Below are 26,255 nucleotides of genomic sequence, written 5' to 3'. Positions count from 1 at the left end.
CCTTGTCTATCTAAAACTATTAACATACCGACTGTCTGCTGATCCCGTTCTTAAGACAATAGGCTAACCAGTCACCCAGAAAGCGATTCACTTGATGCTTTTCGTCTTTCTGATGCATGCGTAAATTAGGGTAATCATACCTCGGCTTCAAGCGGGAAGTCTGCTGAGCGGAACACACTTCTGCGACCCTTGCATCATGGTACAAGCGAATCGTCATTTTTGGGATCAGGTAGTCAGGGACGCTGTCGTCCGTGACCAAGTCCAGTGTGATCAACGTGGTATAGCGCGTCGATTCGGTCACGGTCAGGTGGTATTCCTGATCCGAGACGCTGTAAACGCAGCGATCCCCTACCTCATCACTCTTTGGTAACAAGGGGAGTAATTTCGCATAATTGGTTTCGTAAAGCCGCATGATACCAGCAAAATCAACAGAATATCGTTTATTCAATCGTTTTCCTTTGTACTTATCGGTGCAGGGCTAAGCGTGGCCTGCAAACGGGCGTAATTCAATTGCAACCATTGTAGTGCAATGATCGAGGCTGCATTTTCAATTTTACCAGATTCTACCCATTGGTATGCCTGCTCACGCGAAAGGACATGGACACGAATGTCTTCCCCTTCCTCGGCCAGACCATGAATGCCTTTGGCGGTGGTGCTGTCGACCCGTCCGACAAAAATATCGAGGGTTTCTGAACAGCCGCCAGAGCTGGAAAGATAACGGGTAATTTTATGCAGTTCGCTGACCGTGACGCCGGCTTCTTCCACCGCCTCACGACGTACGACCTCTTCGGAGACCTCATCGGTTTCAATGATGCCCGCCACAATTTCCATCTGCCAAGGTGAACACTCTGCCGCTAATGCGCCAACCCGGAACTGCTCGACCATCACCACACTGTCGGTGACGGGATCATAAGGCAGCAAGGCGGCAGCATGGCCGCGCTCAAACAGTTCGCGCGTCATCGGCTCACTCCAGCCCCCCGCAAACAAACGGTGACGAAAACGGTATTGCGCCATCGTAAAAAAGCCCTGATACAGGGGTTCTATCGACAAAACATCGACATCGTCACGGGTAAACTCTGGGTGGATTGCGTGTGTGTTCGCCATGGTTTTTCCTCTCACTCCCTGCGAAATACGGGCGTCCTCATCGGCATAATGGGTTATTTTTTCATCCCTTTTGCCGGTCAGCAATGATTTAATTCAACATTGATGACAATAATTATGATTTTATTTAAGTCAAATTTAATCAGCGATAGAGTAGAATAGACTGGGTAGTACGAAAAAGACGTAAATTAAAGTAAAACCCTAAATTGATCAGTTTCTAGCAAGGAAACATACGGTACACTGAAGCCTTGCTCTTATTTTTATCAGGACCAGGAAAGGCATACATGAAAAAATTGCTTCCGCTTATTATTAGCGTTGCGCTTGGTGGCTTCAGCCACACAGCACTGGCTGATGATCTTGCCGAAATCTACCAACAAGCCAAACAAAATGACCCGCAGCTACTGCGTTCAGCTGCTGATAAAGATGCCGCGTTTGAAGCCATCAATTCAAGCCGCAGTGCCTTGTTGCCACAGATCAACCTGACGGCAGGTTACAACACATTTTTCCTTGATGGTGACAATGATCCTGATGGATTTAACGGCGGTGTAAATCTAAGTCAAACACTGTACAACCGTTCAAGCTGGATCAACCTCGACATCAGCGAAAAACAAGCACGCCAAAGCGATGCTGCGTACGCCGCGTCTCAGCAAGGTCTGATCCTGCGTGTGGCTGATGCCTACTTTGCCGTACTGCGTGCCACTGACGATTTAACATTTGTCCGCTCAGAGAAAAAAGCGGTAGGTCGTCAATTAGAGCAAACTAAACAACGTTTTGAAGTCGGCTTGTCAGCGATCACTGACGTGCATGACGCACAGGCACAGTACGACAGCGTACTGGCAGATGAAATTCTGGCAGAAAACGCCCTGACCAACAGCTACGAAGGTCTGCGTGAAATCACTGGCCAAGGCCATGAAGACTTGAGCATTCTGGACACCAACCGCTTCTCAGCCAGTGCGCCGCAAACGGATGTACTAGACCTCATCAAAAATGCAGAGCAACAGAACCTGACACTATTGACGTCTCGCATCACGCAAGACATCGCCCGTGACAACATTTCACTGGCACAGTCTGGTCACCTGCCAAGCCTGTCATTCAATGCGGGTTATAATTATGATGAAAAACGTAACGCAGATGACGGTACGATCAATGCTGGTATTCAGCTTGATTTACCCGTCTACACCGGTGGCCGTACCACGTCTGAAGTGAAGCAAGCACAGTTTGCCTATGTGTCTGCGAGCGAAGGGCTGGAAGGTGAATACCGTACCGTCGTGAAAGACGTGCGTGCGTTCTACAACAACATCAATGCCTCTATCGGTGCGCTACGTGCTTACCAACAGTCTGTGGTTTCCGCGAAATCTGCACTGGAAGCAACCGAAGCCGGTTTCGATGTAGGTACCCGTACTATCGTTGACGTACTGGATTCTACCCGTCGTTTGTACGATGCGAACCGTCAGCTGGCCAATGCCCGTTACGACTACATCATCAGTCAGCTACAGCTTAAACAAGCGGTCGGCTCACTGAATGAGCAAGACATTCTGGATGTGAACGCCGGTCTGAAAACAGTGGCGAAGTAAGCCCACTGACCGACGTCTCATACCGTCATAAAAAAAGCGCCCCGTCATCGACGGGGCGCTTTTTTATTATTTGCTGCCTTCACGGTACAGGCAAAGCTAACACAGCCCGCTTTACCTGCGCATGACAAAGGACGGTGCTTAGCCTCGACCGCCACGGATCGCTTCAATGATTTCTGTCGTTGAGCAACCGTCTTCAAAGTTCAGTACCAGCACCTGACCACCTGCCGCAATCACTTCCTGACCACCGGCGATCTCTTCCGGCTTGTAATCACCGCCTTTGACCAAAATGCTTGGCAGCACTTCACTGATCAAACGCTGTGGGGTGTCTTCGCTAAACGGCACCACCCAATCAACGGCACCTAAGCCTGCCAGTACCGCCATACGACGATCTTCCGGGTTCACCGGACGACCCGGGCCTTTCAGCGCCTGTACCGAGCGATCCGTATTCACAGCCACAATCAGGCGATCGCCCAACTTCGCGGCTTCATTGAGGTAGGCCACATGGCCAGCATGCAAAATGTCAAAGCAGCCATTGGTCATCACCACTTTCTCACCACGGGCACGGGCCGCTTTCACCGCTTGGATCAGCTGCGCTTCACCCACCACGCCAAAACCGCTGTCCTGGCTGCCGTGGATCGCTTCAGTCAGTTCAATGGTCGACAAGGTAGAGGTACCCAGTTTGCCCACCACCACACCGGCGGCCGCATTGGCCAGTTTGCACGCATCAGACAGCGATTTACCCGCAGCCAGTGATGCGGCCAGCACCGAAATCACGGTATCACCGGCACCGGTTACGTCGTACACTTCTTTTGCCTGCGTTGGCATGTGCAACGGCGTGTGATTGCCTTTTTGCAGCAAGGTCATGCCCTGCTCACTGCGGGTCACCAGTAATGCTTCAAGATCAAACTGCTCGATCAGTGCCAAGCCTTTTTCCACCAGCTCGTCATCGTTGCGCACTTTGCCGACCACCGCTTCAAACTCGGACAAGTTTGGCGTCAGCAAGGTCGCGCCACGGTAACGGGCAAAATCAGCGCCTTTCGGATCCACCATCACTGGCAAACAGTGCTTGCGCGCTAGCTGGATCATCGCCTGTACGTGCTCCAGCGCGCCTTTGGCGTAATCCGACAACACCACCACAGACGCGCTGCTTAACGCCTGCTCCATGCGAGGCAAAATCACGTCAGCCGGCACATCGTGGAAACCTTCTTCGAAGTCCAGACGGATCATCTGCTGACCACGACTCATCACACGCAATTTGGTGATGGTTGGGTAAGCCGCCAGCGTGACGAAATCACAATGCACGTCCAGTGACGTCAGCTTTTCAGTCAGCGCTTTGGCTGGCTCATCAATCCCGGTCAAACCGACCAAACGGGCATGGCCACCTAACGCAGCAATGTTCATGGCGACGTTTGCCGCGCCCCCCGGACGTTCTTCGACCTGATCAACCTTGACCACTGGCACAGGGGCTTCGGGAGAGATACGGCCTGTTGGCCCATACCAGTAGCGATCCAGCATGACGTCACCCACAACCAGCACACCGGCGTGATCGTAATCAGGAAGAGTCAGTTTCATTTTTTTCTCCGGGATGTAAATAACCCTGAAATATTAACACAAAGCCAAATTAGCATGCATCACAGTGGCGATAATTCCTTCTGCTTAGGCCATTTATCGCCGCTGATACCGCGATTATTCCGTCGGTGTTATCGCCTCATCCGGCAATAACTGCTGCTGCCAAATCGCCTGCACGGCGGCGCGTTCATCAACAAAGGTGTCGTTGTTCACATACGCCGGCAAGCCCAGCAGGCTCAAGCGGTGAATTTCGTCCCGCATGGTGCAATAAGCCTGTTTCAGCTGCATGGCCTCCTGCGGCGCTAAAATGTCGTATTCCGCCATGGTTTCAAACAAGCGCACATTGTCAGACCAACGGGTCAGCGCACGCTCATTGGCGGCATGGCACAGCACCAGATACTGGGCCAGGAACTCCACATCGGTGATCCCGCCTTTGTCCTGCTTCAAGCCAAACATACTGGCTTGCTTGCCGCCCAGGTGCTCACGCATTTTGTGGCGCATAGAGACCACATCGTGGCGCAAACTGACCGCCTCACGCGGTTGCATCAGAATGTGTTCACGGACTTGGGCAAAGGCGACCTGCAGGGCCTGATCGCCATAAATCATACGGGCGCGCACCAGCGCCTGATGCTCCCACGTCCACGCTTCAGTTTCCTGATATTCGGCAAACGCCTCCATGGTGCTGACCAACAAACCCGACGCGCCAGACGGGCGCAAGCGCACATCCACTTCATACAACACGCCGGAGGCGGTACGGGTTGAGAACAAATGCACAATGCGCTGCGCAAGACGCAGATAGAACTGACGACCGTCGATTTCTTTCGCGCCGGTGGTGTAGACGTTGTCTGGGCAATCATGCAGGAACACCAAATCCAGATCGGAGCCGTAGCCCAACTCCCAGCCGCCCACTTTGCCGTAGCCCAATACGCCAAAGCCGCGACCATCGCGCTCCAGTACATGGCTCGGCTCCCCGAATTTGGCCACCATTTGCAGCCAAGCCTGATTGACCACCGCTTCCACAATGGCCTCGGCCAAATAGGTTAAGTGATCACTCACTTTCATCAGGGGCAGAACACCGGCAATATCGGCAGCGGCAATGCGCAACAACTGGGTTTGCTTGAACTGACGGATCGCTTCCATCTGCTGCTCCATATCCTCTTCCGGGATACGGGCCAAATATTCGCGTAACTCATCCCCATAATTGGTCAGCGGGGTTGGGCTGTATAAATGCTGTGGATCAAGCAGCTCATCCAGCAAGATCGGGTATTGTGATAACTGTGCTGCCACCATCGGGCTGGCAGCACACAGGCGCACCAATTGCTCCAAGGCCGCCGGGTGTTCACTCAACAGCTCCAAATAGGTGGTACGGGTAGCAATGCGCACAATCAACTTGCTGACGCGCTCCAATACCGCCGCCGCATCTTCCCGATTCACAATCAGTGCCAATACGCTGGGCATCAAACGAGCTAACACTTCCCGACCACGCGGCCCTAATGTGCGTTTGGACAATTCGGCTTTCATGTTCCCCAGCAAGGTGGTTTGGGTTTTGGCATCCGGCGCATTCATTTCGGTCAGGATGGTCAGCAACACCTCCGGATCTTTGACCATGTTCCACAGCTCGTGGTACTGGGCAGAGACTTCACATTGGCCTTCGTCGTCATCGGCACCAATGATGTCATCAAACACGGCGTGGATCGCTTGCATGTGCTGCTCAGTGGCGGCGGTCAGTACTGCCCAATCTGCGTATCCCATGGCCAACGCCAAGCGGCACTGATCCAAGGGCTTATCAGGCAGGGTCTGGGTTTGTTTATCATCAATGGCTTGCAGCAGGTTTTCCAGCCGGCGCAAAAACGCATAGCCTTGCTCAAGCTCGTCCACCTGCTCGCCCGGCAACAGCCCTTGTTCGCGGATCGCACTGAGTGTTTCCAGCAACCCACGCCCGCGCAAATCCGGGCTACGTCCGCCTCGGATCAGCTGAAACGACTGAGCAATAAACTCCACTTCACGAATGCCGCCCGCCCCCAGCTTGATATTGTTGTGCAACCCGCGACGGCGCACTTCACTGCTGATCATGGATTTCATCCGACGCAGCGACTGAATGGCACTGAAATCAATGTAGCGACGGAACACGAACGGGCGCAGCATCTGGCGCAGTTCCTGATACTGGGTGAAACTCTCCCGCCCCATCACGCGGGCTTTGATCATGGCATAACGTTCCCAGTCGCGTCCCTGCTCTTGGTAGTAGTCTTCCAGCGCCGCATAGCTCATTACCAGCGGACCACTGTCGCCAAACGGGCGCAAGCGCATGTCGACGCGGTAACAAAAACCGTCATAGGTTTGCTGATCCAACGCTTTGATCAAACGCTGACCTAAACGGGTAAAGAACTGGGCATTGGCGAGACTGCGACGGCCCCCTTGGGTTTCGCCGTTTTCAGGATAGGTAAAAATCAAATCGATATCGGAGGAGAAATTGAGCTCACCACCACCGAGTTTGCCCATGCCGAGGATCAGCATCGGCTGCGCTTCACCCGCAGCGTTCATCGGGGTGCCTAACTCGCGGCAACTTTGCGCATACAACCAGTTGTAGGCTTCCATGATCATGGCTTCTGCCAGATGAGACAAATGCGCCAAGCTAGCAGTCAACGCCGCCTGACCGGTGAAGTCATGCCAAGCAATCCACACCATTTCGCGACGGCGGAACTGACGTAACACACGGTGCAGACCGATTTCATCCTGCACGGTCGATAATAATGCGGCCAACTCGTCACGGTAGCCGTCATAGCGTGATGGATCATCCAAATGGGCATCCAACCACGGCAATAAGGTGGCATCGCGCGCAATGGCGGCGGTAATAAAATCACTGTAGCCCATCACCTGACGCAGGGCTGTCGCACGATGAGCCGGCCAACACGCCAAACTGTCGGGTTGGGCATCATTGATTTTGTCCCAAGCCTTTTCCATTGCGGCACTGATCAAATCTTGCGAAGTCATTACGTTTCCTTTTCCTGTCGATATCACTGTCGAAGCACAACCGGATGACATACACCGCCGCACTTGTCTCGTCCCAACCTTTTTCCCGTCCCAACATAGCATACTGCCTGCCGATACGTGCGTGGAATCGCACAGCATGCTGCACGACCAACAAGACATACTGCAAAATCGCGATCACTTACGCGAATTTCTGTGAACATTTCCCCCTCCGCGCATCCCGTCTTTCAGGGGAGCATCTCCTTTTTCTACGGTCATTAACGTCGATGTCAGGCCGGCAAGGGTGTAGGATATCGGCACCCTTTTTCTAACCAGCCCATCCGCCATGCACGAATCGCCTAAGCCATCAGACCACGCGGCGTCTGACAGCGCACCCGCGACCCAATACGAATTAAACCCGATGAGCCTGATGGCGTTAGTGCTCTCATTTCTGTCACTGACGGTCGTCTCCACCATGATTTTTCTGCCCAAAGACAGCAATGCACATGTGCTGCTATTGGGTATCGATACCTTTATCTGCTTGCTGTTCTGGTGCCAACTGCTGACCGACTTTTTCCGAAGCCCTGCGAAACTCACCTACCTCAAAACCCACTGGATTGATTTCATGGCCAGCATTCCGGTCATTGAGCCGTTTCGCTTTGCCCGCCTGCTACAAATTTTCCGCGTTCTGCGCCTGTTACGCTCCAGCCGTCATGTGTTGCAACAGATCCGGCAAAACCGCCGGGAAGCAACCATTGCCACCATCTTTTTACTGCTGACGATTCTGGTGTCGGTCGGCTCGGCCATGATTTTGCTGATTGAAGGCGGCGCGCCGGGCAGCAATATTCACAATGCCGGCGATGCGCTGTGGTGGGTGTTTGTGACCATCTCCACCGTGGGCTACGGCGATCACTATCCGGTCACGATACTGGGCAAAATATTAGCGGCAGGGATCATTGTGTGTGGTGTGGGCTTGTTCGGTATGGTGGCCGGTTTGATCACCTCGTTCATTTCTGACCCGGAACAAGAAAAGGAGAAATCCGCCAAGCGCCACGAGCAAGAATGGCAACACCTGCTGCACCGTCAGGAACAAGTACTGGCGCGCTTGGAAGCCATTGAACGTCGCCTCGAAGCAAAAGAGCAGGAGCAAGAAGAGCGAGAACAAGGACAGGCCGACGCGCCAAACAAGCAAGACGCGTGACGATGTCGCACAGACAGCCACAAAAAAGCCCGAACACTGTCGGGCTTTTCTTTCTCTGTGCGTTGTTCGCACTCAGGCGTTACGGCCAGTATGGCGTGAGTTCAATCCCGATCTGACGGGTTTGATCCATCGCGTGGATCAGCGACTCTTCTTTGCGCTGTAGCCATTTCTCCACCTGACGGCGGTCTTCCTCATCCTCTTGCTGTGGGATCAGGGCACGAATCGGCTCAAGCTGGCGCAAATCATCAATGCCTTGTAGCAAATCAATCCACGGCATACGGAATGGCTGACGACGATCTTCGTCATACAGATCCGCAAAGCTCAGACCGCTCATCAGGTTGCGCAGCAAACGCGGCTGCTGATCCAGATAATCAATGCGGTTAAGCTGGCGCTCTGCTGGGAACACATCCTGCAACTCTTGCCATGAGCGGGCCAACATGGTGTCAGCAAAGCCTTTCACCGGCTCAGCCAGACGCTGACGGGATTTATCGTCCAGAAACGGTTGCCAGCCACGGCTTAAGATCCAACGACTGAGATCCAGCAGCAGGCCACAGTAGCGTGCGGATTCAATCAGGGCGAGGGTTTCTTCCGGCGCAGGCAGGTCGTCACGACGTGCTTCAATTTGCTTTAGCAAGGTTTTGCGACAGTCCAGCTTACGCAACGCGTAGCCTTTTTCTGCCAGCAAGTACGCCAAACCTGCCGATTCCGGCAACCAGTCCAGCTCACCTTCCAGCCATTGCAGCTCTTGGCGCAATAAGGCACTGGCACGACGTGGGATCATGCCACCAAAGGTCACCAGCGACTGACGCAACAGTCCTAACGCCTGCTCAATTTGCTCTAGTGCCGCTTGCTCTTGGCGTTCGGCGAAAATTTGTTCGTGGTAATGCCAATGGCCCAGCGCGTGCTCCAGTGTTTTGACAAACACGGTTTCCACACTGTCCTGCTCACCGAGCGGCACACTGCCCAGAGGTTTAACGGCATCCCCGGCGTAATCAGCCGCTAAGCGGTAACCGCGCGCGGCTTTGCTCAGGTTACCTAAGCGCATTCCACCTTCAGTGCAGAGTTCACGGGCAAGCGTAAATAAGGCGTCAGTTTGGCCGGATTTGAGCTCCAGCTCCACTTCACAGATCGGGCAAGTCTTGCCGTTCGCGTTCACTTCACCTTGGTCAAAGGCCAGTTCAACCTGACTGCCATCCGGCATCGCCACCAGCCATTGCTGACGGACAAAATCAGTAGAGAACAAAGGATGAAGTTGCTGCTGCACCATGTCAACATTGAACCCTTCTGGCCATGCGTCGGCCGGGTGCAACATCAAATCCGGCTCGGTGCCGGTGGTTTCAGCGTTGTATTCTGGGCGCTGGTGTAAGCCAGCCACTACACGACCTGCGGTTTTCAGTGTTTGTACAAACACATCGTCAAAACGGCGAATACGCAGGCCGATATCGTGCTGGCGAAGAATTTGGTCTGGGGTGTCGAAGTAGACGTTACCAAGGGCACGTCGACTTTGCTGCAGAATCTTGAGTGCGGCAATCTTGCGCAATAATTGACTCGAAAATTCTGGCGAGACGAAAAACTTCAGTTCTATCTCGGTTTCCATAGTTATACCTATAAACAGTGGCAAACCAAGGATATTGGCAATTTCATTCCGGGGCAAGCACGAAATTTAAACAAAACCTTGATCGAAATTAGTTCCCCTATACTTACTTATGCGTTACCATGCGCGCCTTAATGACCATCGCTCAAGAATTCGCCAATTTTGGCTCTTTCTAGGTTATTCGGCTATGCCAGTAAATACTATTATGGGGCTCTTTGCTAAATCCCCAATCAAACCACTGCAACGTCACGTTACTCGCGTAAATGAATGTTGCGAATTGCTCGTCCCCTTCTTTGCTGCCTGTGAGGCGGGAGATTGGGATAAGGCGTCCATGCTCCGCGAACAGATCTCGCAGATTGAAAAAGATGCGGATGTGTTGAAGCGTGAGATCCGCCTGAAACTTCCTCGTGGTCTGTTTATGCCAGTCGACCGCACTGACATGCTCGACCTCCTGACCCAGCAAGACAAGTTGGCAAACCTTGCCAAAGACATCGCCGGCCGCGTTCTGGGCCGACAGTTACAAATCCCTTCCTCTATGTACCCTGACTTTGTGGCATACGTTCAACGTTGTCTCGACGCAGCTAACCAAGCTAGCCGAGTGATTAACGAATTGGATGAACTGCTAGAGACGGGCTTCAAAGGTCGCGAAGTCACACTCGTGGCAGAAATGATCAACCAACTGGATGTTATCGAAGATGATACTGACAGCATGCAGATCAAACTTCGCCAACAGCTAATGGCCATCGAAGACCAGCACAGTCCAGTGGATGTAATGTTCCTCTACAAGATCCTCGAGTGGGTTGGCGGTATCGCTGACCAAGCGCAACGCGTTGGCTCGCGTCTTGAAATCATGCTATCGCGTTCATAGCGAAAGAATGTAACTAAAACAAGGTTTTACAATGGAAATCCTGACTAACTACGGCACCATGATTATTTTGGTGGCGGCTTTCTTTGGTCTTTTAATGGCGATTGGTATCGGCGCAAATGACGTTGCCAACGCAATGGGTACCTCAGTCGGCTCTAAAGCCCTAACAGTCAAGCAAGCGATCATCATTGCGATGATTTTTGAGTTTGCCGGTGCTTACCTTGCCGGTGGTGAAGTAACAGACACCATCCGTAAAGGCGTGGTAGACATGTCTTACTTTACTAACCAGCCTGAAGTGTTGGTGTACGGTATGATGTCTGCACTGCTTGCAGCGGGTACGTGGCTATTGGTGGCCTCTTACATGGGCTGGCCGGTATCAACCACGCACTCAATCATTGGTGCCATCATTGGTTTTGCCTGCATCTCTGTCGGTCCTGAAGCAGTAACCTGGTCTTCAGTACAAGGCATCGTGGGCAGCTGGTTGATCACACCGCTGATCTCGGGTCTGTTTGCATACGGTATTTTTGTCAGCGCCCAGCGTCTGATCTTTGATACAGACACCCCACTGGTCAATGCGAAACGCTTCGTACCGGTCTACATGTTCATTACGGCCATGGTGATCGCGCTTGTGACCATCAAAAAAGGTCTTAAGCACGTCGGTCTACACCTTTCAAACGGTGAAGCGTGGGTAGCGTCTATTGTCGTTTCTGCGATTGTGATGGCCTTCGGTTACATCTACATCAGCCGTAAATACAAAGATGACGACGGTTCTGCAACTGACAGCAACGGTTACGCCGGTGTTGAACGTGTATTCAGCCTGCTAATGGTTGTAACAGCATGTGCGATGGCATTTGCGCACGGTTCAAACGACGTAGCGAACGCGATCGGTCCACTGTCTGCGGTTGTTTCAACCGTTGAGAACCTGGGCCAAATCGCCTCTCAGTCAACGATTGCATGGTGGATCCTTCCACTGGGTGGTATCGGTATCGTGATTGGTCTGGCGACCATGGGTCACAAAGTAATGGCAACCGTGGGCACAGGTATCACTGAACTGACCCCAAGCCGTGGCTTTGCTGCACAGCTAGCAACAGCGTCAACCGTTGTATTGGCATCAGGTACAGGTCTACCAATTTCAACCACACAAACCCTTGTGGGCGGCGTGATCGGCGTGGCATTTGCCCGTGGTATCGCAGCGCTGAACCTGGGTGTTGTGCGTAATATCGTGGCGTCATGGGTGATCACCCTGCCAGCGGGTGCCCTACTTGCGGTCATCTTCTTCTATATTATGCAAGCAATGTTTGGTTAAACCACGTCAAATCTGGCTTTGGTTCAAAAGAGGGAGGCTTTGCCTCCCTCTTTTCTTGCACCCTCGGCGCAAAGTTTTTAGACTTTGTCCTCTCGAGAAAACAGGCTCTCCCAAGGAATCAAATTGTGAAGCACTTAATCCGCTTACTCATTCTGGCTTGCGCGGTTGCCGCTCTGCCAGTTAACGCTGAACAAAGTCGGTACATTTCCGATGATCTGTTCACTTACATGCACAAAGGCCCTAGCACTCAGTTCCGTATCATCGGTAGCGTGAATGCCGGTACCAAAGTGGCACTGTTGGAAACCAACCGTGAAACCGGTTACAGCAAAGTCCGTGACAACCGTGGTCGTATTGGCTGGGTGAACGCTGACTACCTGTCTACACAGATGGGTCTGAAAGAACGCGTGCCTGCCTTGGAAAAAGAACTGACGGAAGTGAAAGCGTCACTGGCGGATGCCTTGCAATCTGGCGATAAGAAAACCGCTAGTCTGCAGAACACCGTGAAGCTGCGCACTGAGCAGATCACCGATCTGGAAACACAGAACAGCCAGCTGAATGAGCAGCTGATGACCTCACAAGCGGAGATCCGTGAGCTACGTGCGAAGCTAGACACGCAAAAAGATGACCTGCTGATGCGTTGGTTCACCTACGGCGGTATGGTTGCCGGTGGTGGTCTGCTGTTCGGTCTGATCTTGCCGCACCTTATTCCACGTCGTCGCAAGCGTAACAACGGTTGGGCATAAGCCTACGTTAATGCCGCTTTCGCGAGACAAAAAAGGCAGCCTGTTGGCTGCCTTTTGCTTATCTTGAAACCATGCTGCTACCTGTTACCAGGACGATAACTACCAAGACGATAGTGCCGGCATGGAGATCAGGAAGTTCTCAAACGTGAACGCCACGTTGCGCGGCGCGATCTGCTTAAGCACGACACCCGGCGCAATTTCATCCCCTTCATAGGCTTCTTCGCCATTCACTTTCACCCAACGGCTGTCCGGTGACGATGAATAGATGTGCGTTTGAAAATCCAGCTTAGGGATCCGCTTCTTCACCGCCATCGGCAAATCCGCCAAATCAATGGTCTGGAGATCGGCTTTCGCGCCTACCGGGATCCCCGCACGTTCGTTTTCCAGCATCTCAGGCATTGGCTCATCACCCTCTTCCGTGGCAGCAATGGCTGAACGCAACTGTAGCGCCAATTCCGGTGACAACCCGCTGTAATCGAGCTTATCCAGATCCCACGTATCAGACGTCTGTTTGGTAGGCGGCACAAACAACGGCTCCCCGCTTTCACCCATCTCGCCCTGTGCAGTAGTGCCAAACGGTGTATGCGCAGCGGCAATCACATCCGGATCGGTCGGGTGGCTCGGCAGTGGCTCGGTGTACAGATCCGGGTAACTCAAGCGCTCAATCCCCGCCGGAAAATACGGCTCATCCTGAATCACTTCCACAACCGGCGTGCTCACCGCTTCTTTGTACACCGGCGGCGTTTCATCCACCGCCGACGCGGTGGTCACGTGTGTTGCACTGTCTGATGCAGCATTCGTGAATACGCCATAGCCCACCAAAGCAACCACCGGCAGCGCAAACAACAACGCGGTACGATAGCGCTGCGCCCCCCGTCGCGCCGCCGCGCGTGGATCGGTCATCAGCTCAGAAAATAAAGAGGAGGTGGCGTTGTGTCCTCCGGTATGTTGCGACTCTGATTTCGCAATCGCCGATAACAATTTAGACATTAGCTATTCTCCGGCTGCAACGTCGGCCCAGGTAAATGCAAGGCAGAATCAATCATCATCAGGGTCTGCGGGCCGGCAATGCCATCCACCGACAAACGCTGCTCACGCTGGAAGCGACGCAACTTATCCAACAAAGCCTGACCGAAGGTATCCTGACTGTCCGGCAACTCACCCAGCAGGGTGCTCAGTTGATGATCCAGCCAAATCACGCGTTGGCCTTGCTGACCATAACGGATGGACGCACTGTCTCCCAATGGCGGACGCCAGAGCAAGGTGTAACGGCCATCCCAGCGGGCATCGAGCCAGGACGGCTCAACGGCAATCCGCTCGCCACCGAGCAGCAATTCCACCTTATCGTCACGCACCGCATACACGGCAGCGTAATATTGCGCCCCGTCCGGTTCACGCAACGCAACGACTGCCGGGCGGTTCACATCACGCAACGCAGGCAACCCGCCCTTGCCGTTATAACAGCTCAAGCCAATGCGATCACTGGAATCACAACTGGCCAAACTGACGGCCGGATCGTAGCCCCATAAACGGTATAAGGTCTGCATCGCTTTTTGTTCAGACTGCGCCTGCAACACGGTATATCGCCAGTTCTGCACCGGATCGAGCGGTGCCTGCACCACAATGGTCGGCTCTTGCGTCTGTGCCGTACTTTGCTGGGCCACCTGCTCCGCCGCGCTGTCTACCACATTCGGCGCTAAAACAGGTGCCAGACTGTCTGTTTCAACCTTTGATGCTGTGGCCGGTGCCGTCACTGGCGCTGTCTCGACCGAGCGATCCGACGGACGCGTCGGCAAATCAATCCAGCCTTTCCACCAGCCAATCCCCAGTGCGACCACCACCCCAGCCGCTAATGCGGAGATCGGGAACGCACTAAAAGTTACGGTACGGGCTTTTTTCGACGGCTGACGGCGAGGTAGTTGCCAACTCAGTACCTCATCACAGGCACGGGCGACAATGTCTTTATCCAATTGATGACGCATGGACTGAAAGCCATACAACATCGCCTTGTCACACACCAGGTTGATCAGACGCGGGATCCCGCCGGTGGCACGGGCAATCTGCAAGTTCAGTGCCGGTGTGAAGACCTGATGCAAACAGTCCACCGCACGCAAACGGTAGTTCACGTACTCACTGACTTCTTCTTCGTTCAGCGGCAACAGGTGATAACGGGAAGTAATGCGCTGTGCTAACTGGCGCAGGTTTTCCTGCTGCAACAGTTGCTGCAATTCCGGCTGGCCCACCAACACCACTTTCAACAATTTGGTGCTGTCGGTTTCCAGGTTGGTCAACAAACGCAGTTGCTCAAGAGCATCTGGCATCAAATGCTGGGCTTCATCCACCAACAGGAGGGTCTGTTTGCCTGCCTGATGGTTCGCTAACAAATGCTGATAAATCCCGTCGGTCAGCTGCTTAATGGAGTCTTGTTCGTGATAGCTGATCCCCAGTTCATCGCTCAGGCCAGCCAACAACTCATGGGTTGATAATGACGGGTTCAGGATCACCGCAACCTGCGTTTCCTGCGGCAAACGGGCGACCAATCCGCGTAACACGGTGGTTTTACCGGTTCCCACTTCCCCCGTGAGCAACCCGAATCCCCCGCCGCCACCCAAGCTGGCTAACATATGGGTCAGCGCCTCACGGTGACGCTCGCTCAGATAGAGGAAGCGCGCGCTCGGAACAATAGAAAACGGAGATTCCGAGATCCCATAAAAATCCTTGTACATGCTGTAATTCTCGCAATGAGTCAAAGGAGAGAAAAAGCAACGTTACCTTTACCGCTGCTGAATGTATAGAGGCAAGGCCATTGCGATAGCGACAATTTATTTCAGGTCGCGTGATGTTAGTGATAGTTGTGCAATTTGATATAATTCTTACACAAAAGTATGGCACTCACGGAAAACAGGTGACAAACGTGGAAAAATATTTAGTCGGCGGTGCGGTGCGGGATGCGCTGCTTGGTTTACCCGTCAAAGATAAGGATTGGGTGGTGGTCGGCACCACACCGGCAGAAATGCTGGCACAAGGGTATACCCAGGTCGGCAGTGATTTCCCGGTCTTCTTGCACCCGAAAACCAAACAGGAATACGCCTTAGCGCGCACCGAGCGTAAGTCAGGATCCGGTTATACCGGATTTGTTTGCTATTCCGCGCCGGATGTCACCCTTGAACAGGACTTGATGCGCCGCGATTTGACGATCAATGCGATCGCCCAAGCCGATGACGGCACCCTGTTCGATCCTTACCACGGCCAGCAAGATCTGGCGGATCGTCTGCTGCGCCATGTCTCCCCGGCGTTTGTGGAAGATCCCCTGCGTGTCTTACGTGTGGCCCGTTTTGCTGCCCGCTTTGCCCATCTCGGTTTTACCGTTGCCCCCGAAACGCTGGCGCTGATGCAGGACATGGTGGTGGCCGGTGAACTTGCTGCCCTGACTCCTGAGCGCGTCTGGCAAGAATGGGAACGCTCCCTGCACACCGCCAACCCGGAAATCTTCCTGACCGTCCTGCGTCAATGTGGCGCACTGGCGGTGATCATGCCTGAAATTAATGATTTGTTTGGTGTGCCACAGCCAGAGAAATGGCATCCGGAAATTGACTGCGGGATCCACACCCTATTGGTAGCGGCGCAGGCAGCCACGCTGAGTGAGTCCCCGGTGATCCGTTTTGCCGCGCAGGTGCACGATCTGGGCAAAGCCCTGACCCCAGAAGCAGAATGGCCGAGCCATAAAATGCACTGCCAAACCGGCTTAGGCGCGATCCGTGAATTGTGCCAGCGCCTGCGTGTCCCGAATGAATACCGAGATACCGCGCTGATGGTGTGTGCCCAGCACACCAAGATCCACAACGCTGCCGAGCTGCGCCCGACCACCTTCATCAAAATCTTTGATCAAATGGATGCATGGCGAAAACCCGAGCGTGTGGCGCAACTCGCCCTGTGTTGCCGAGCGGATGTGCGTGGCCGTACCGGTTTTGAAGAGGCTGAGTACCCACAAGCTGATCTGCTGGAAACCGCTTTTGCGGCTGCGCTGAGTGTCGCGGTGAAACCGATCATCGATGACGGCTTCAAAGGCCCGGCGATTCGGGAAGAGCACGCTAAACGCCGCGCTTATGCCGTCAAAGAAGCGTTAGGGAAATCACGCCTCTAACGTGCGCGCCTCTCTGGCAACAGAAACGGCCCTAAGCCAAAAACAAAAAAGCCCAGCAAATACTGGGCTTTTTTCTGTTTATCGCACGCGCGATTATGACTGGGTCAACAGGAAGGCCATCAAGCCCACGCCCAGTAGCAAGCGGTATACCACAAACGGCAACATGCCCAAACGGGTAACCAGCTTCAGGAACACGTGAATACACGCGTACGCACTGACAAACGACACCGCGACACCGATCGCCAATACATCAAACTGCACCGGATTACCGCTGGTCACCAGCTTCATGCCCAGGTAGCCGCCCGCCAACAAAATAATAGGGATCGACATCAGGAACGAGAAACGCGCGGCCGCTTCGCGGGTAAAGCCCAAGTACAGCGCAGCGGTCATGGTCGCACCAGAGCGGGAGGTGCCCGGGATCATCGCCGCCGCCTGAGACAGACCGATGAACAGCGAGCGTTTCCAATCCGCCTGATATTCGTCGTCTTGCTGCGTAGCGCGTACATCCACCCACCACAGCAACAAACCGAACACGATAGTGGTAATGGCAATCACCCACGCGGAACGCAGGTACAACTCGATGATGTCTTTCATGAACAAACCGAAGATACAGGCAGGAATGGTCGCGATCACGATCATCCAAGCCAGTTTCGATTCGGCATTGTGTTGTTTTTTGAAAATCGACCCCAGCCATGCTGATAGCAATGACACCACTTCTTTACGGAAGTAGCCAATCACCGCCATCAAGGTGCCCACATGCACGGCCACGTCAAATGCCAGCCCCTGATCGGCCCAGCCAAAAACGGCAGAAGGCAAAATCAAATGGGCGGAGCTAGAAATCGGTAAAAATTCGGTCAGCCCCTGGATCAGGGCCAAGATAAACGCTTCAAACTGGCTCATAGTTGTTTAACTGTCCTTAAATAACAAAATCTTCCACCGGCCATAAGGCCTGTTCGCGATCGAACGCCTGCCACACCTGTCGCACCGTACGGCCGTCTCCCGGGATCACACGATCCGGGCACAGCTCCATCAGCGGACGCAGCACAAACGCGAATTTAAAAATATCAGCACGGGGGATAGCGGGCGTGTCGCTCACGCAGTCCCCGTACAATAAGATGTCGAGATCCAACGTGCGACTTTGGTTCTTTTTCGCCGAAGGGGATCGCCCGTACTGCAATTCCAGCTGCTTGAGCGTTGCTTGCAGGGTAACGAGCGATAATGACGTGTTGATGGCAATGACCCCGTTATAAAAATTCGGGCCCTCAAAGCCCACCGGCTCTGCCTCATAAATCGTCGACACCGAACAGGCTTCGCTCAACAACCTCAGTTCAGCGATGGCGGCGCGCACATGATAATCGCGCTCAATGTTCGATCCGACGCTGATATAGGCGGTGATCACCGGCTGCCTCGCTCGATTTGCACACCCACCCCACGGGCTGTCGGTACTGCGCCCGGCTTGGTCACGCGTACACGGATCCAAGGCACAGAGAACTGGTTCATGATCAGCTGGGCAATTTCTTCCGCCACACGCTCTACCAGCAGAAAACGGCCGTTTTCAATGTGTTGCATGACAGCACCACTCACGGCGGCATAATCCAATGCCAAGGTCACATCATCGCTCAGCGCAGCCGGACGGTTGTCGTGAGCCATTTCGATATCAAGCACCAGTTTTTGCTTGATTGTTTGTTCCCAGTCATACACTCCGATGGAGGCAATGACTTCAAGATGTTCGATAAATACTGAATCCATGTTCAATCGCTAATTATGTGTAGAGGTCGGATACCTAATTTGAGCCAAAACGCGTATTATCGAACAGTCTGTAACGATATAGTATGACGTTGATTTAAAAGCTCATCAGGTTGCCTATGAGTTCAAGGGCTAGCACTATACCATATGCCCACAAAAGCGAAATAATTGACCAAGGATAATTCGGCGATGCTATCGCCTGTAACGAGGATCCTGCATGACACCATTCGTCTTGTTGATCATCATCAGCGCCTACTTACTGGGCTCTATCTCCAGTGCCGTGCTGATCAGCCGCCTGTACGGCCTACCCGATCCGCGTGAGTCCGGTTCCGGTAACCCCGGTGCCACCAACGTACTGCGTATCGGCGGACGCGGCGCGGCAGCTGCCGTACTGTTCTGTGACATTCTCAAAGGGATGTTGCCGGTCTGGCTGAGCTACTTTGCCGGCGTCAACCCGTTCATGCTGGGGATCATCGGTATCGCGGCCTGTCTGGGCCACATCTATCCGATCTTCTTCCACTTCCGTGGCGGGAAAGGGGTGGCAACGGCGCTGGGCGCGTTAGCCCCGATTGGCTGGGATCTCAGTGGGATGTTAATTGGCGCCTGGCTGATCACGGTCTTGATCACCGGTTACTCATCGCTCGGGTCGATGGTCACCGCGCTGATTGCGCCGCTGTTTACCTGGTGGGTGAAACCGGAATACACCATGCCGGTCGCCATGCTGTCGTGCCTGATTGTGTTTCGTCACCACGACAACCTGCGCCGCTTATTGGCGGGTGAAGAGCCGAAGATTTGGCAGAAATTCAACCGCTCAAAAAAACAGAACGCAGTTCAAAATCCCGCTCAGCCCTCCGCTAAAAATCAGGAAACACGCAGCAAAAACTAAACAACCCCGCCACAGCCATGACGCTGCGCGGGGTTGCTTTGTCTTATCCGTGCCGCATCGGTACCGAAAAAGTCCGACGACTGCGCTTATTCTGCTTCGTTGATCGGCTTAAGCTGATCGATCGGCCAACGTGGATGCGCTTTTACGCCCAAGTCCATGCTTTCCTGATTTTTCAGACGCTGCATACCGGCATACGCGATCATTGCCCCGTTATCCGTACAAAACTCGGTACGAGGGTAGAACACTTCACCGTGCATTTTACGCATCATCTCTTCCAGCTGGGCACGCAGGTGCTTGTTCGCACTCACGCCGCCGGCAATCACCAAGCGCTTGAAGCCCGTTTGCTTCAGGGCACGCTTACATTTGATCGCCAACGTATCTACCACCGCTTCCTGGAACGCATACGCAATGTCCGCACGGGTCTGATCGTCATCACCGTTCGCGCGAATGGTATTAGCCGCAAACGTCTTCAGGCCCGAGAAACTGAAATCCAGCCCCGGACGGTCAGTCATCGGACGCGGGAAGGTAAAGCGACCCGGAGTGCCGTTTTCTGCCAATTTGGACAGCAACGGGCCACCTGGGTAGTCCAGCCCCATCAGCTTGGCGGTTTTATCAAACGCTTCGCCAGCGGCATCATCAATCGACTCGCCCAGAATTTGGTATTCACCAATGCCTTTCACTTCCACCATCATGGTGTGACCGCCAGACACCAACAGTGCCACAAACGGGAACGCCGGTGGATTGTCTTCCAGCATTGGGGCCAGCAAGTGACCTTCCATATGGTGAACCGCCACCGCTGGCAGGTTCCATGCATAGGCCAAGCTTCGACCAATGGTCGCGCCCACCAACAGCGCACCCACCAGACCCGGACCGGCGGTGTATGCCACACCGTCAAGATCTTCATGGGTCAGATTGGCTGACTGCAGCGCCGCTTTGATCAATGGGATCGTCTTCTTGACATGGTCACGCGAAGCCAGCTCCGGCACCACACCACCGTAGTCAGCATGCAGTTTTACCTGGCTGTAAAGTTCGTGTGCCAAAAGCCCTTTTTCATCATCGAAAATTGCTACGCCTGTTTCGTCACAGGAGGTTTCGATGCCCAGTATACGCATAACAACCTCTATACTTATGGTAATTGAGGGCCATACTACCGCCCTTGACAGAAATTAACCAGTTCGGGGTTGCAGAATGCTTTACAAATGCCCCCAGATCAGATTAGAATTTCGCACCATTTTTAATCAGCTGACACTTTTGAACGTCAGCGTTAATCGAATCACTCTGAGGTGAGTATTACATGCCAGTAATCAAAGTACGTGAAAACGAACCGTTTGACGTAGCACTACGTCGTTTCAAGCGCTCTTGCGAAAAAGCAGGTATCCTTTCTGAAGTACGTCGTCGCGAACACTTCGAAAAGCCTACTACTGTACGTAAGCGTGCTAAAGCAGCGGCTGTTAAGCGTCACCTGAAGAAATTGGCTCGCGAAAACGCGCGTCGCGTTCGTCTGTACTAATCTAACGATTAACAGAAGGATTGCGTAATGACTCTGATTGAACGTCTGAAAGACGAACAAAAAACGGCCATGAAGGCGAAGGATAAACCTCGTCTTGGTGCCATCCGTCTGGCTATGGCTGCCATTAAACAACGCGAAGTGGACGAAAAGATCACTCTTTCCGAAGACGACGTGTTGGCAGTACTAACCAAGATGGTTAAGCAGCGTCGCGATTCTGTTGCTCAATACGAAGCAGCAAATCGCCAAGATCTTGCTGATGTTGAACTTGCTGAAATCAGCGTGTTGGAAGAATTCATGCCACAACCACTGAGCGACGACGAAGTTGCTGCCCTGTTGGATGCGGCCATTGCTTCTACCGGCGCTGCCAGCATGCAAGACATGGGCAAACTGATGGCTGTGCTTAAGCCACAAGTTCAGGGTCGTGCCGATATGGGTAAAGTTAGCCAGCTCGTGAAAGCGAAACTCGGTTAATCCCTTACTCAGTTTCTGCAACAAGCCGTGCTCTCCGGTTTCGGAATGCGCGGCTTGTTTGTATTCGCCTCTCCGTAATTTGATACGACTATCAAATCAAAGCGTTATTCCCATAATAACCTTTTGCTTTGATTCACCTTCTTCCATCATCACTTGCAGGTAACACACACGATATGGCAGGCAAAATCCCACGCAGTTTTATCGATGATCTGATTTCCAGACATGACATCGTAGATATCGTGGATGCCCGTGTGAAACTCAAAAAGCAAGGCAAAAACTTCGGCGCTTGCTGCCCGTTTCATAACGAGAAAACCCCCTCCTTCTCCGTCAGTCAGGAAAAACAGTTCTACCACTGCTTCGGTTGTGGTGCGCACGGTAACGTCCTGGATTTCGTGATGGAGTTTGACCGCCTCGAATTTGTCGAAGCGATTGAAGAGCTGGCCTCCCAAGTGGGGCTGGATGTGCCACGCGAAGAAGGCACCGGCGGGGGCCAACCGGCAGCACGCAGTAAAGAAAAACTCGGCCTGTACGACATGATGGGCCAGATCAGCCAGTTCTACCAATCCCAGCTACGTACCCAAGAAGGGGCGGTGGCGATTGATTACCTCAAAGGCCGTGGCCTGTCGGGCGAAATTGTCCAGAAATTTGGGGTCGGCTTTGTGCCGGATCAGTGGGATTTGGTACGCACTCGCTTTGGCCGCAATAACGAGGCACAAGAAGCGCTGGTAACCGCCGGCATGCTGATCGAAAACGACAACGGCCGTCGCTATGACCGTTTCCGTGGTCGTGTCATGTTCCCCATTCGCGATCGCCGTGGCCGTGTCATTGGCTTTGGTGGCCGCGTACTGGGTGACGGGACGCCGAAGTACCTGAACTCACCGGAAACCCCGATCTTCCACAAAGGCCGAGAACTGTACGGCCTGTACGAAGTGCTGCAAGCCCATCGGGAACCGGAGAAACTTCTGGTGGTCGAAGGCTATATGGACGTGGTCGCCCTGGCGCAATTTGGCGTTGATTACGCCGTGGCTTCGCTGGGCACCTCAACCACCGGCGATCATATCCAGACCCTGTTCCGTCAAACCGGTACAGTGGTGTGCTGTTACGATGGTGACCGCGCAGGCCGCGATGCCGCTTGGCGTGCCATGGAGCAAGCCCTGCCGTACCTTAACGACGGCCGCCAGCTGAAATTTATGTTCCTGCCGGATGGCGAAGACCCAGATACCTATATCCGCCAGTACGGCCAGGACGGGTTTGAACAGCAAGTGGCACAGGCCATGACCCTGTCTGACTTCATGTTCACCACCTTGTTGCAGCAGGTCGATACCAGCAGCAACGAAGGCAAGGCCAAACTGAGCACCTTGGCTGTCCCGCTGATCGACAAGGTTCCGGGCGGCACCTTGCGCCTGTACCTGCGTGAAATGCTCGGCAAAAAGCTCGGCCTGCCGGACGAAGCCCAGTTGCAACAACTGCTCTCCAAGCACGGTCAGGACGCCCAGAAGAAAGCCGGACAACCGGAGATCAAACGCACCCCGATGCGCGAAGTGATCGCCCTGTTGATCCAACGCCCAGATTTTGTGAACAGCCTTGAATTTGACATGGCCGCATTTGAAGGGATTGAGGTTGCTGGACTAAATTTATTGATATCAATAGTTGAAAAGTGCCGCGCGAACCCCAATATCACTACAGGCCAGTTGCTAGAGAACTGGCGAGGAAGCAAAAATGAAGGCATGCTGGCCCGTTTGGCCGCCTGGGAGCTTCCCCTCAGCAAAGATGAGGATAACACTCTAGATGTATTTTTGGACGCAATGGACAAAGTGATTGACCAGTGCGTTAAACAACAAATCGAAAAGTTGCAGGCTAAATCGAGAACCGTCGGCTTATCAGTCGAAGAGATGCGGGAATTGCAGTTACTCATACTCAACCGTCCCGGCTAGTACGTAGTCATCAATTAAGAAATTTGTTATAATTTACGGTTTGCATCTCTGCATACTACTCTCTCAATCAGACCCTAAGTTGGATATCGTCTATGGAGCAAAATCCGCAGTCACAGCTAAAGTTACTTGTCGCTAAGGGCAAGGAACAAGGCTATCTGACCTACGCCGAAGTAAATGACCACCTACCGGAAGACATCGTTGACTCCGATCAGGTGGAAGACATCATTCAGATGATTAATGACATGGGTATTAAGGTGGTAGAAACTGCCCCTGATGCCGATGATCTGATGATGACAGAAGACAATGCGGACGAAGACGCGATTGAAGCTGCGGCCCAAGCCCTTTCAAGCGTTGAAAGCGAAATTGGCCGTACAACTGACCCAGTACGCATGTACATGCGTGAAATGGGTACCGTTGAACTGCTAACCCGCGAAGGCGAAATCGATATCGCAAAACGCATTGAAGATGGTATCAACCAGGTTCAGTGTTCTGTTGCTGAATACCCAACCGCTATCGCCCATCTGCTTGAGCAATTCGACAAAGTAGAAGCTGACGAACTACGTCTGACAGACATCATCTCTGGCTTTGTTGATCCAAACGAAGAAGAAAGCGCGGCGCCAACAGCGACGCACATCGGCTCTGAGCTGAGTGAAGCCGATCTTGAAGATGAAGACAAAGATCTTGAAGATGACGAAGACGATGACGATTCGGCTGAAGAAGAAGATTCAGGTATCGACCCAGAAGTCGCTCGTGAAAAATTCAACGAGCTACGTCTAGCCTACGAAAAAATGGCCCTGGCCATTGAAACGAACGGCCGTCAGAACCCAACCACTGAAGTGGCGATTGAAGAACTGTCTGAAATCTTCAAGCAGTTCCGTCTGATCCCGAAACAGTTTGATAAACTGGTTAGCTCGCTACGTGACGCCATGGACAAAGTGCGTACTAACGAACGCCTGATCATGCGTATGTGTGTCGACAACAGTAAGATGCCGAAGAAAACCTTCGTGAATCTTTTTGCCGGCAACGAAGCATCAAGCGAGTGGATCGACGAAGCCCTGAATTCTGGTAAACCATACGCAGAACGCCTGAAGACCTACGAAGAAGATCTTCGTCGTGCTTCTCTGAAACTGCGTATTCTAGAAGAAGAAACGGGCCTGTCTATCGAGCGTATCAAAGACATCAGCCGTCGTATGTCTATCGGTGAAGCGAAAGCCCGCCGTGCGAAGAAAGAGATGGTTGAGGCGAACTTGCGTCTGGTTATCTCTATCGCGAAGAAATACACCAACCGTGGTCTACAGTTCTTGGATCTGATCCAGGAAGGTAACATCGGTCTGATGAAAGCGGTTGATAAGTTTGAATACCGTCGTGGTTACAAGTTCTCGACATACGCAACATGGTGGATCCGTCAGGCAATCACCCGTTCTATCGCGGATCAGGCACGTACTATCCGTATTCCGGTACACATGATCGAAACCATCAACAAACTGAACCGTATCTCTCGTCAGATGCTGCAGGAGATGGGTCGTGAGCCACTACCGGAAGAACTGGCTGAGCGCATGCAGATGCCAGAAGACAAGATCCGTAAAGTCCTGAAGATTGCGAAAGAGCCAATCTCAATGGAAACCCCAATCGGTGATGATGAAGATTCGCACCTAGGTGATTTCATTGAAGATACCACGCTTCAGCTACCAATGGACGCGGCAACCGCAACGAACCTACGTATGGCGACAAACGAAGTGTTGGCTGGCCTGACACCACGTGAAGCGAAAGTCCTGCGTATGCGTTTTGGTATCGACATGAACACTGACCACACCCTAGAGGAAGTGGGCAAGCAGTTCGACGTAACGCGTGAGCGTATCCGTCAGATCGAAGCCAAAGCACTGCGTAAACTGCGTCACCCAAGCCGTTCAGACGTACTACGTAGCTTCCTGGACGAGTAATCGTCAGACAGCGATATCAATAAAAAAACGGGCCTTGTGCCCGTTTTTTTATGCAAGTCGGTCATGCACGCAGTTACTGCGCCTCTCTTGAAATTAATCAATATGTTAGCCCACCTGCGATCCACGTCTAACTGCGGGGCAACTGCCTAAAAAGCAGACAAAACAACCACTTTATTCGCTAGACAACCCCATAAGCATCCCATATAATTTCCCGCACACTGGCCCCTTAGCTCAGTGGTTAGAGCAGGCGACTCATAATCGCTTGGTCGACAGTTCAAGTCTGTCAGGGGCCACCAAATTCCAGAAAGCCTGATGAGGAAACTCGTCAGGCTTTTTTCGTTTAGTCCGGTCCATATCCGGTCTGGAAAGCCTCACAGTAATTTCCTGCCCGAAATACTCATCCCAATTTATCTCAACTCATCCTAAGTTACCTCAGTTGGATTTGGATTTAGTCTTCCTCAAATTCATCTCATACATTTCTGCGTCAAAATGCATCTCAGGTAAAAATGGAATTTAGACACTGTTCCTCGACGTCGTCGTCGCCAAACTCACACCAATTTTTTCACAACGGACCGGACTAGGACCGGACCGACGACGGCGACAACGAAATGGCTGAGAAAAATATTTTTTACTGCTAGGTAGCGCAAGGGCTGAGGGGGAATGTTGGGCCAGTCTAGTGTGACCGACCCAGCGATCTAGGATTT

22 protein-coding genes and 1 tRNA gene are annotated in these 26,255 nt (G+C 53.0%); 12 read left to right on the top strand and 11 right to left on the bottom strand.

Features of this window, described 5'->3' with window-relative positions; translation table 11 throughout:
• Window positions 1–19: 19 nt before the first annotated feature.
• A complete protein-coding gene (locus ABT58_RS22195) occupies window positions 20–448 on the bottom strand; it encodes a DUF1249 family protein (RefSeq protein WP_082211216.1) in 429 nt (142 codons plus the stop codon).
• Complete coding sequence (gene nudF / locus ABT58_RS22190) at window positions 445–1,104, bottom strand: ADP-ribose diphosphatase (protein WP_047876623.1); 660 nt, start codon at window positions 1,102–1,104, stop codon at window positions 445–447. The genes ABT58_RS22195 and nudF overlap by 4 nt, the downstream gene beginning before the upstream one ends.
• A gap of 281 nt (window positions 1,105–1,385) precedes the next feature.
• Here nudF and tolC point away from each other — a divergent pair, with 281 nt between their 5' ends.
• Window positions 1,386–2,675 carry an outer membrane channel protein TolC gene (gene tolC, locus ABT58_RS22185; RefSeq protein WP_047876622.1) on the top strand — a complete coding sequence of 430 codons (1,290 nt, stop codon included), beginning with the start codon at window positions 1,386–1,388 and terminating at the stop codon, window positions 2,673–2,675.
• 138 nt (window positions 2,676–2,813) lie between these two features.
• Here tolC and hldE read toward each other — a convergent pair whose 3' ends face one another.
• Both hldE and glnE read right to left on the bottom strand, forming a co-directional pair.
• Window positions 2,814–4,247, bottom strand: a complete 1,434-nt coding sequence (gene hldE, locus ABT58_RS22180) for a bifunctional D-glycero-beta-D-manno-heptose-7-phosphate kinase/D-glycero-beta-D-manno-heptose 1-phosphate adenylyltransferase HldE (RefSeq protein ID WP_047876621.1) — start codon at window positions 4,245–4,247, stop codon at window positions 2,814–2,816.
• A gap of 114 nt (window positions 4,248–4,361) precedes the next feature.
• Window positions 4,362–7,235: a bifunctional [glutamate--ammonia ligase]-adenylyl-L-tyrosine phosphorylase/[glutamate--ammonia-ligase] adenylyltransferase gene (glnE, locus tag ABT58_RS22175; RefSeq protein ID WP_047876620.1), complete on the bottom strand. Its 2,874-nt coding sequence runs from the start codon at window positions 7,233–7,235 to the stop codon at window positions 4,362–4,364.
• A gap of 322 nt (window positions 7,236–7,557) precedes the next feature.
• On the opposite strand from glnE, the gene ABT58_RS22170 reads away from it, so the two are divergent.
• A complete protein-coding gene (locus ABT58_RS22170) occupies window positions 7,558–8,412 on the top strand; it encodes an ion transporter (RefSeq protein WP_047876619.1) in 855 nt (284 codons plus the stop codon).
• 79 nt (window positions 8,413–8,491) lie between these two features.
• Here ABT58_RS22170 and ABT58_RS22165 read toward each other — a convergent pair whose 3' ends face one another.
• Window positions 8,492–10,009, bottom strand: a complete 1,518-nt coding sequence (locus ABT58_RS22165; protein ID WP_047876618.1) for a CYTH and CHAD domain-containing protein — start codon at window positions 10,007–10,009, stop codon at window positions 8,492–8,494.
• Window positions 10,010–10,193: 184 nt separating this feature from the next.
• Between ABT58_RS22165 and ABT58_RS22160 the strand changes: the two genes are divergently transcribed.
• The 3 genes from ABT58_RS22160 to ABT58_RS22150 all read left to right on the top strand — a co-directional run bounded on the left by ABT58_RS22160 (window position 10,194) and on the right by ABT58_RS22150 (window position 12,920).
• Window positions 10,194–10,874, top strand: coding sequence for a TIGR00153 family protein (locus ABT58_RS22160; protein ID WP_047876617.1), 681 nt, complete (start codon window positions 10,194–10,196; stop codon window positions 10,872–10,874).
• 31 nt (window positions 10,875–10,905) lie between these two features.
• Window positions 10,906–12,177: an inorganic phosphate transporter gene (locus ABT58_RS22155; RefSeq protein WP_047876616.1), complete on the top strand. Its 1,272-nt coding sequence runs from the start codon at window positions 10,906–10,908 to the stop codon at window positions 12,175–12,177.
• A gap of 125 nt (window positions 12,178–12,302) precedes the next feature.
• Entirely contained in the window at window positions 12,303–12,920 is a 618-nt protein-coding gene (locus ABT58_RS22150; protein WP_047876615.1) for a TIGR04211 family SH3 domain-containing protein, read from the top strand.
• A gap of 99 nt (window positions 12,921–13,019) precedes the next feature.
• Here ABT58_RS22150 and ABT58_RS23570 read toward each other — a convergent pair whose 3' ends face one another.
• Both ABT58_RS23570 and ABT58_RS22140 read right to left on the bottom strand, forming a co-directional pair.
• Window positions 13,020–13,910, bottom strand: coding sequence for a general secretion pathway protein GspB (locus ABT58_RS23570; protein ID WP_053063172.1), 891 nt, complete (start codon window positions 13,908–13,910; stop codon window positions 13,020–13,022).
• Window positions 13,910–15,646 (bottom strand): AAA family ATPase, encoded by a 1,737-nt coding sequence (locus ABT58_RS22140; RefSeq protein WP_047876614.1) that lies wholly within the window; start codon window positions 15,644–15,646, stop codon window positions 13,910–13,912. The genes ABT58_RS23570 and ABT58_RS22140 overlap by 1 nt, the downstream gene beginning before the upstream one ends.
• Before the next feature lie 188 nt (window positions 15,647–15,834).
• Here ABT58_RS22140 and ABT58_RS22135 point away from each other — a divergent pair, with 188 nt between their 5' ends.
• Complete coding sequence (locus ABT58_RS22135; RefSeq protein ID WP_047876644.1) at window positions 15,835–17,064, top strand: multifunctional CCA addition/repair protein; 1,230 nt, start codon at window positions 15,835–15,837, stop codon at window positions 17,062–17,064.
• 93 nt (window positions 17,065–17,157) lie between these two features.
• Here ABT58_RS22135 and ABT58_RS22130 read toward each other — a convergent pair whose 3' ends face one another.
• The 3 genes from ABT58_RS22130 to folB are packed head-to-tail and all read right to left on the bottom strand — an operon-like array spanning window position 17,158 to window position 18,813.
• Complete coding sequence (locus ABT58_RS22130) at window positions 17,158–17,964, bottom strand: undecaprenyl-diphosphate phosphatase (RefSeq protein WP_047876613.1); 807 nt, start codon at window positions 17,962–17,964, stop codon at window positions 17,158–17,160.
• A 16-nt stretch (window positions 17,965–17,980) separates the two neighbouring features.
• A complete protein-coding gene (folK, locus tag ABT58_RS22125; RefSeq protein ID WP_047876612.1) occupies window positions 17,981–18,463 on the bottom strand; it encodes a 2-amino-4-hydroxy-6-hydroxymethyldihydropteridine diphosphokinase in 483 nt (160 codons plus the stop codon).
• A complete protein-coding gene (gene folB, locus ABT58_RS22120; protein WP_047876611.1) occupies window positions 18,460–18,813 on the bottom strand; it encodes a dihydroneopterin aldolase in 354 nt (117 codons plus the stop codon). Before folB ends, folK begins: the two co-directional genes overlap by 4 nt.
• A gap of 214 nt (window positions 18,814–19,027) precedes the next feature.
• Between folB and plsY the strand changes: the two genes are divergently transcribed.
• Window positions 19,028–19,696 carry a glycerol-3-phosphate 1-O-acyltransferase PlsY gene (gene plsY / locus ABT58_RS22115; protein WP_047876610.1) on the top strand — a complete coding sequence of 223 codons (669 nt, stop codon included), beginning with the start codon at window positions 19,028–19,030 and terminating at the stop codon, window positions 19,694–19,696.
• A gap of 86 nt (window positions 19,697–19,782) precedes the next feature.
• Here plsY and tsaD read toward each other — a convergent pair whose 3' ends face one another.
• Window positions 19,783–20,808, bottom strand: a complete 1,026-nt coding sequence (gene tsaD, locus ABT58_RS22110) for a tRNA (adenosine(37)-N6)-threonylcarbamoyltransferase complex transferase subunit TsaD (protein WP_047876609.1) — start codon at window positions 20,806–20,808, stop codon at window positions 19,783–19,785.
• A gap of 182 nt (window positions 20,809–20,990) precedes the next feature.
• Between tsaD and rpsU the strand changes: the two genes are divergently transcribed.
• The 5 genes from rpsU to ABT58_RS22085 all read left to right on the top strand — a co-directional run bounded on the left by rpsU (window position 20,991) and on the right by ABT58_RS22085 (window position 25,847).
• Entirely contained in the window at window positions 20,991–21,206 is a 216-nt protein-coding gene (gene rpsU / locus ABT58_RS22105) for a 30S ribosomal protein S21 (RefSeq protein ID WP_005301411.1), read from the top strand.
• A 27-nt stretch (window positions 21,207–21,233) separates the two neighbouring features.
• A complete protein-coding gene (locus tag ABT58_RS22100; RefSeq protein ID WP_047876608.1) occupies window positions 21,234–21,677 on the top strand; it encodes a GatB/YqeY domain-containing protein in 444 nt (147 codons plus the stop codon).
• Window positions 21,678–21,850: 173 nt separating this feature from the next.
• A complete protein-coding gene (dnaG, locus tag ABT58_RS22095; RefSeq protein ID WP_047876607.1) occupies window positions 21,851–23,611 on the top strand; it encodes a DNA primase in 1,761 nt (586 codons plus the stop codon).
• A gap of 92 nt (window positions 23,612–23,703) precedes the next feature.
• The gene (gene rpoD / locus ABT58_RS22090; protein ID WP_047876606.1) at window positions 23,704–25,551 is read left to right on the top strand and encodes an RNA polymerase sigma factor RpoD; all 1,848 of its coding nucleotides are present in this window, start codon (window positions 23,704–23,706) and stop codon (window positions 25,549–25,551) included.
• 220 nt (window positions 25,552–25,771) lie between these two features.
• Window positions 25,772–25,847, top strand: a tRNA-Ile gene (locus ABT58_RS22085).
• The last annotated feature ends 408 nt before the right edge of the window (window positions 25,848–26,255 follow it).

The sequence above is a fragment of the Photobacterium aphoticum genome (assembly GCF_001029435.1).
GTDB classification, from domain to species: Bacteria; Pseudomonadota; Gammaproteobacteria; order Enterobacterales; family Vibrionaceae; genus Photobacterium; species Photobacterium aphoticum.
This window is presented reverse-complemented; position numbering and strand designations above follow the sequence as displayed.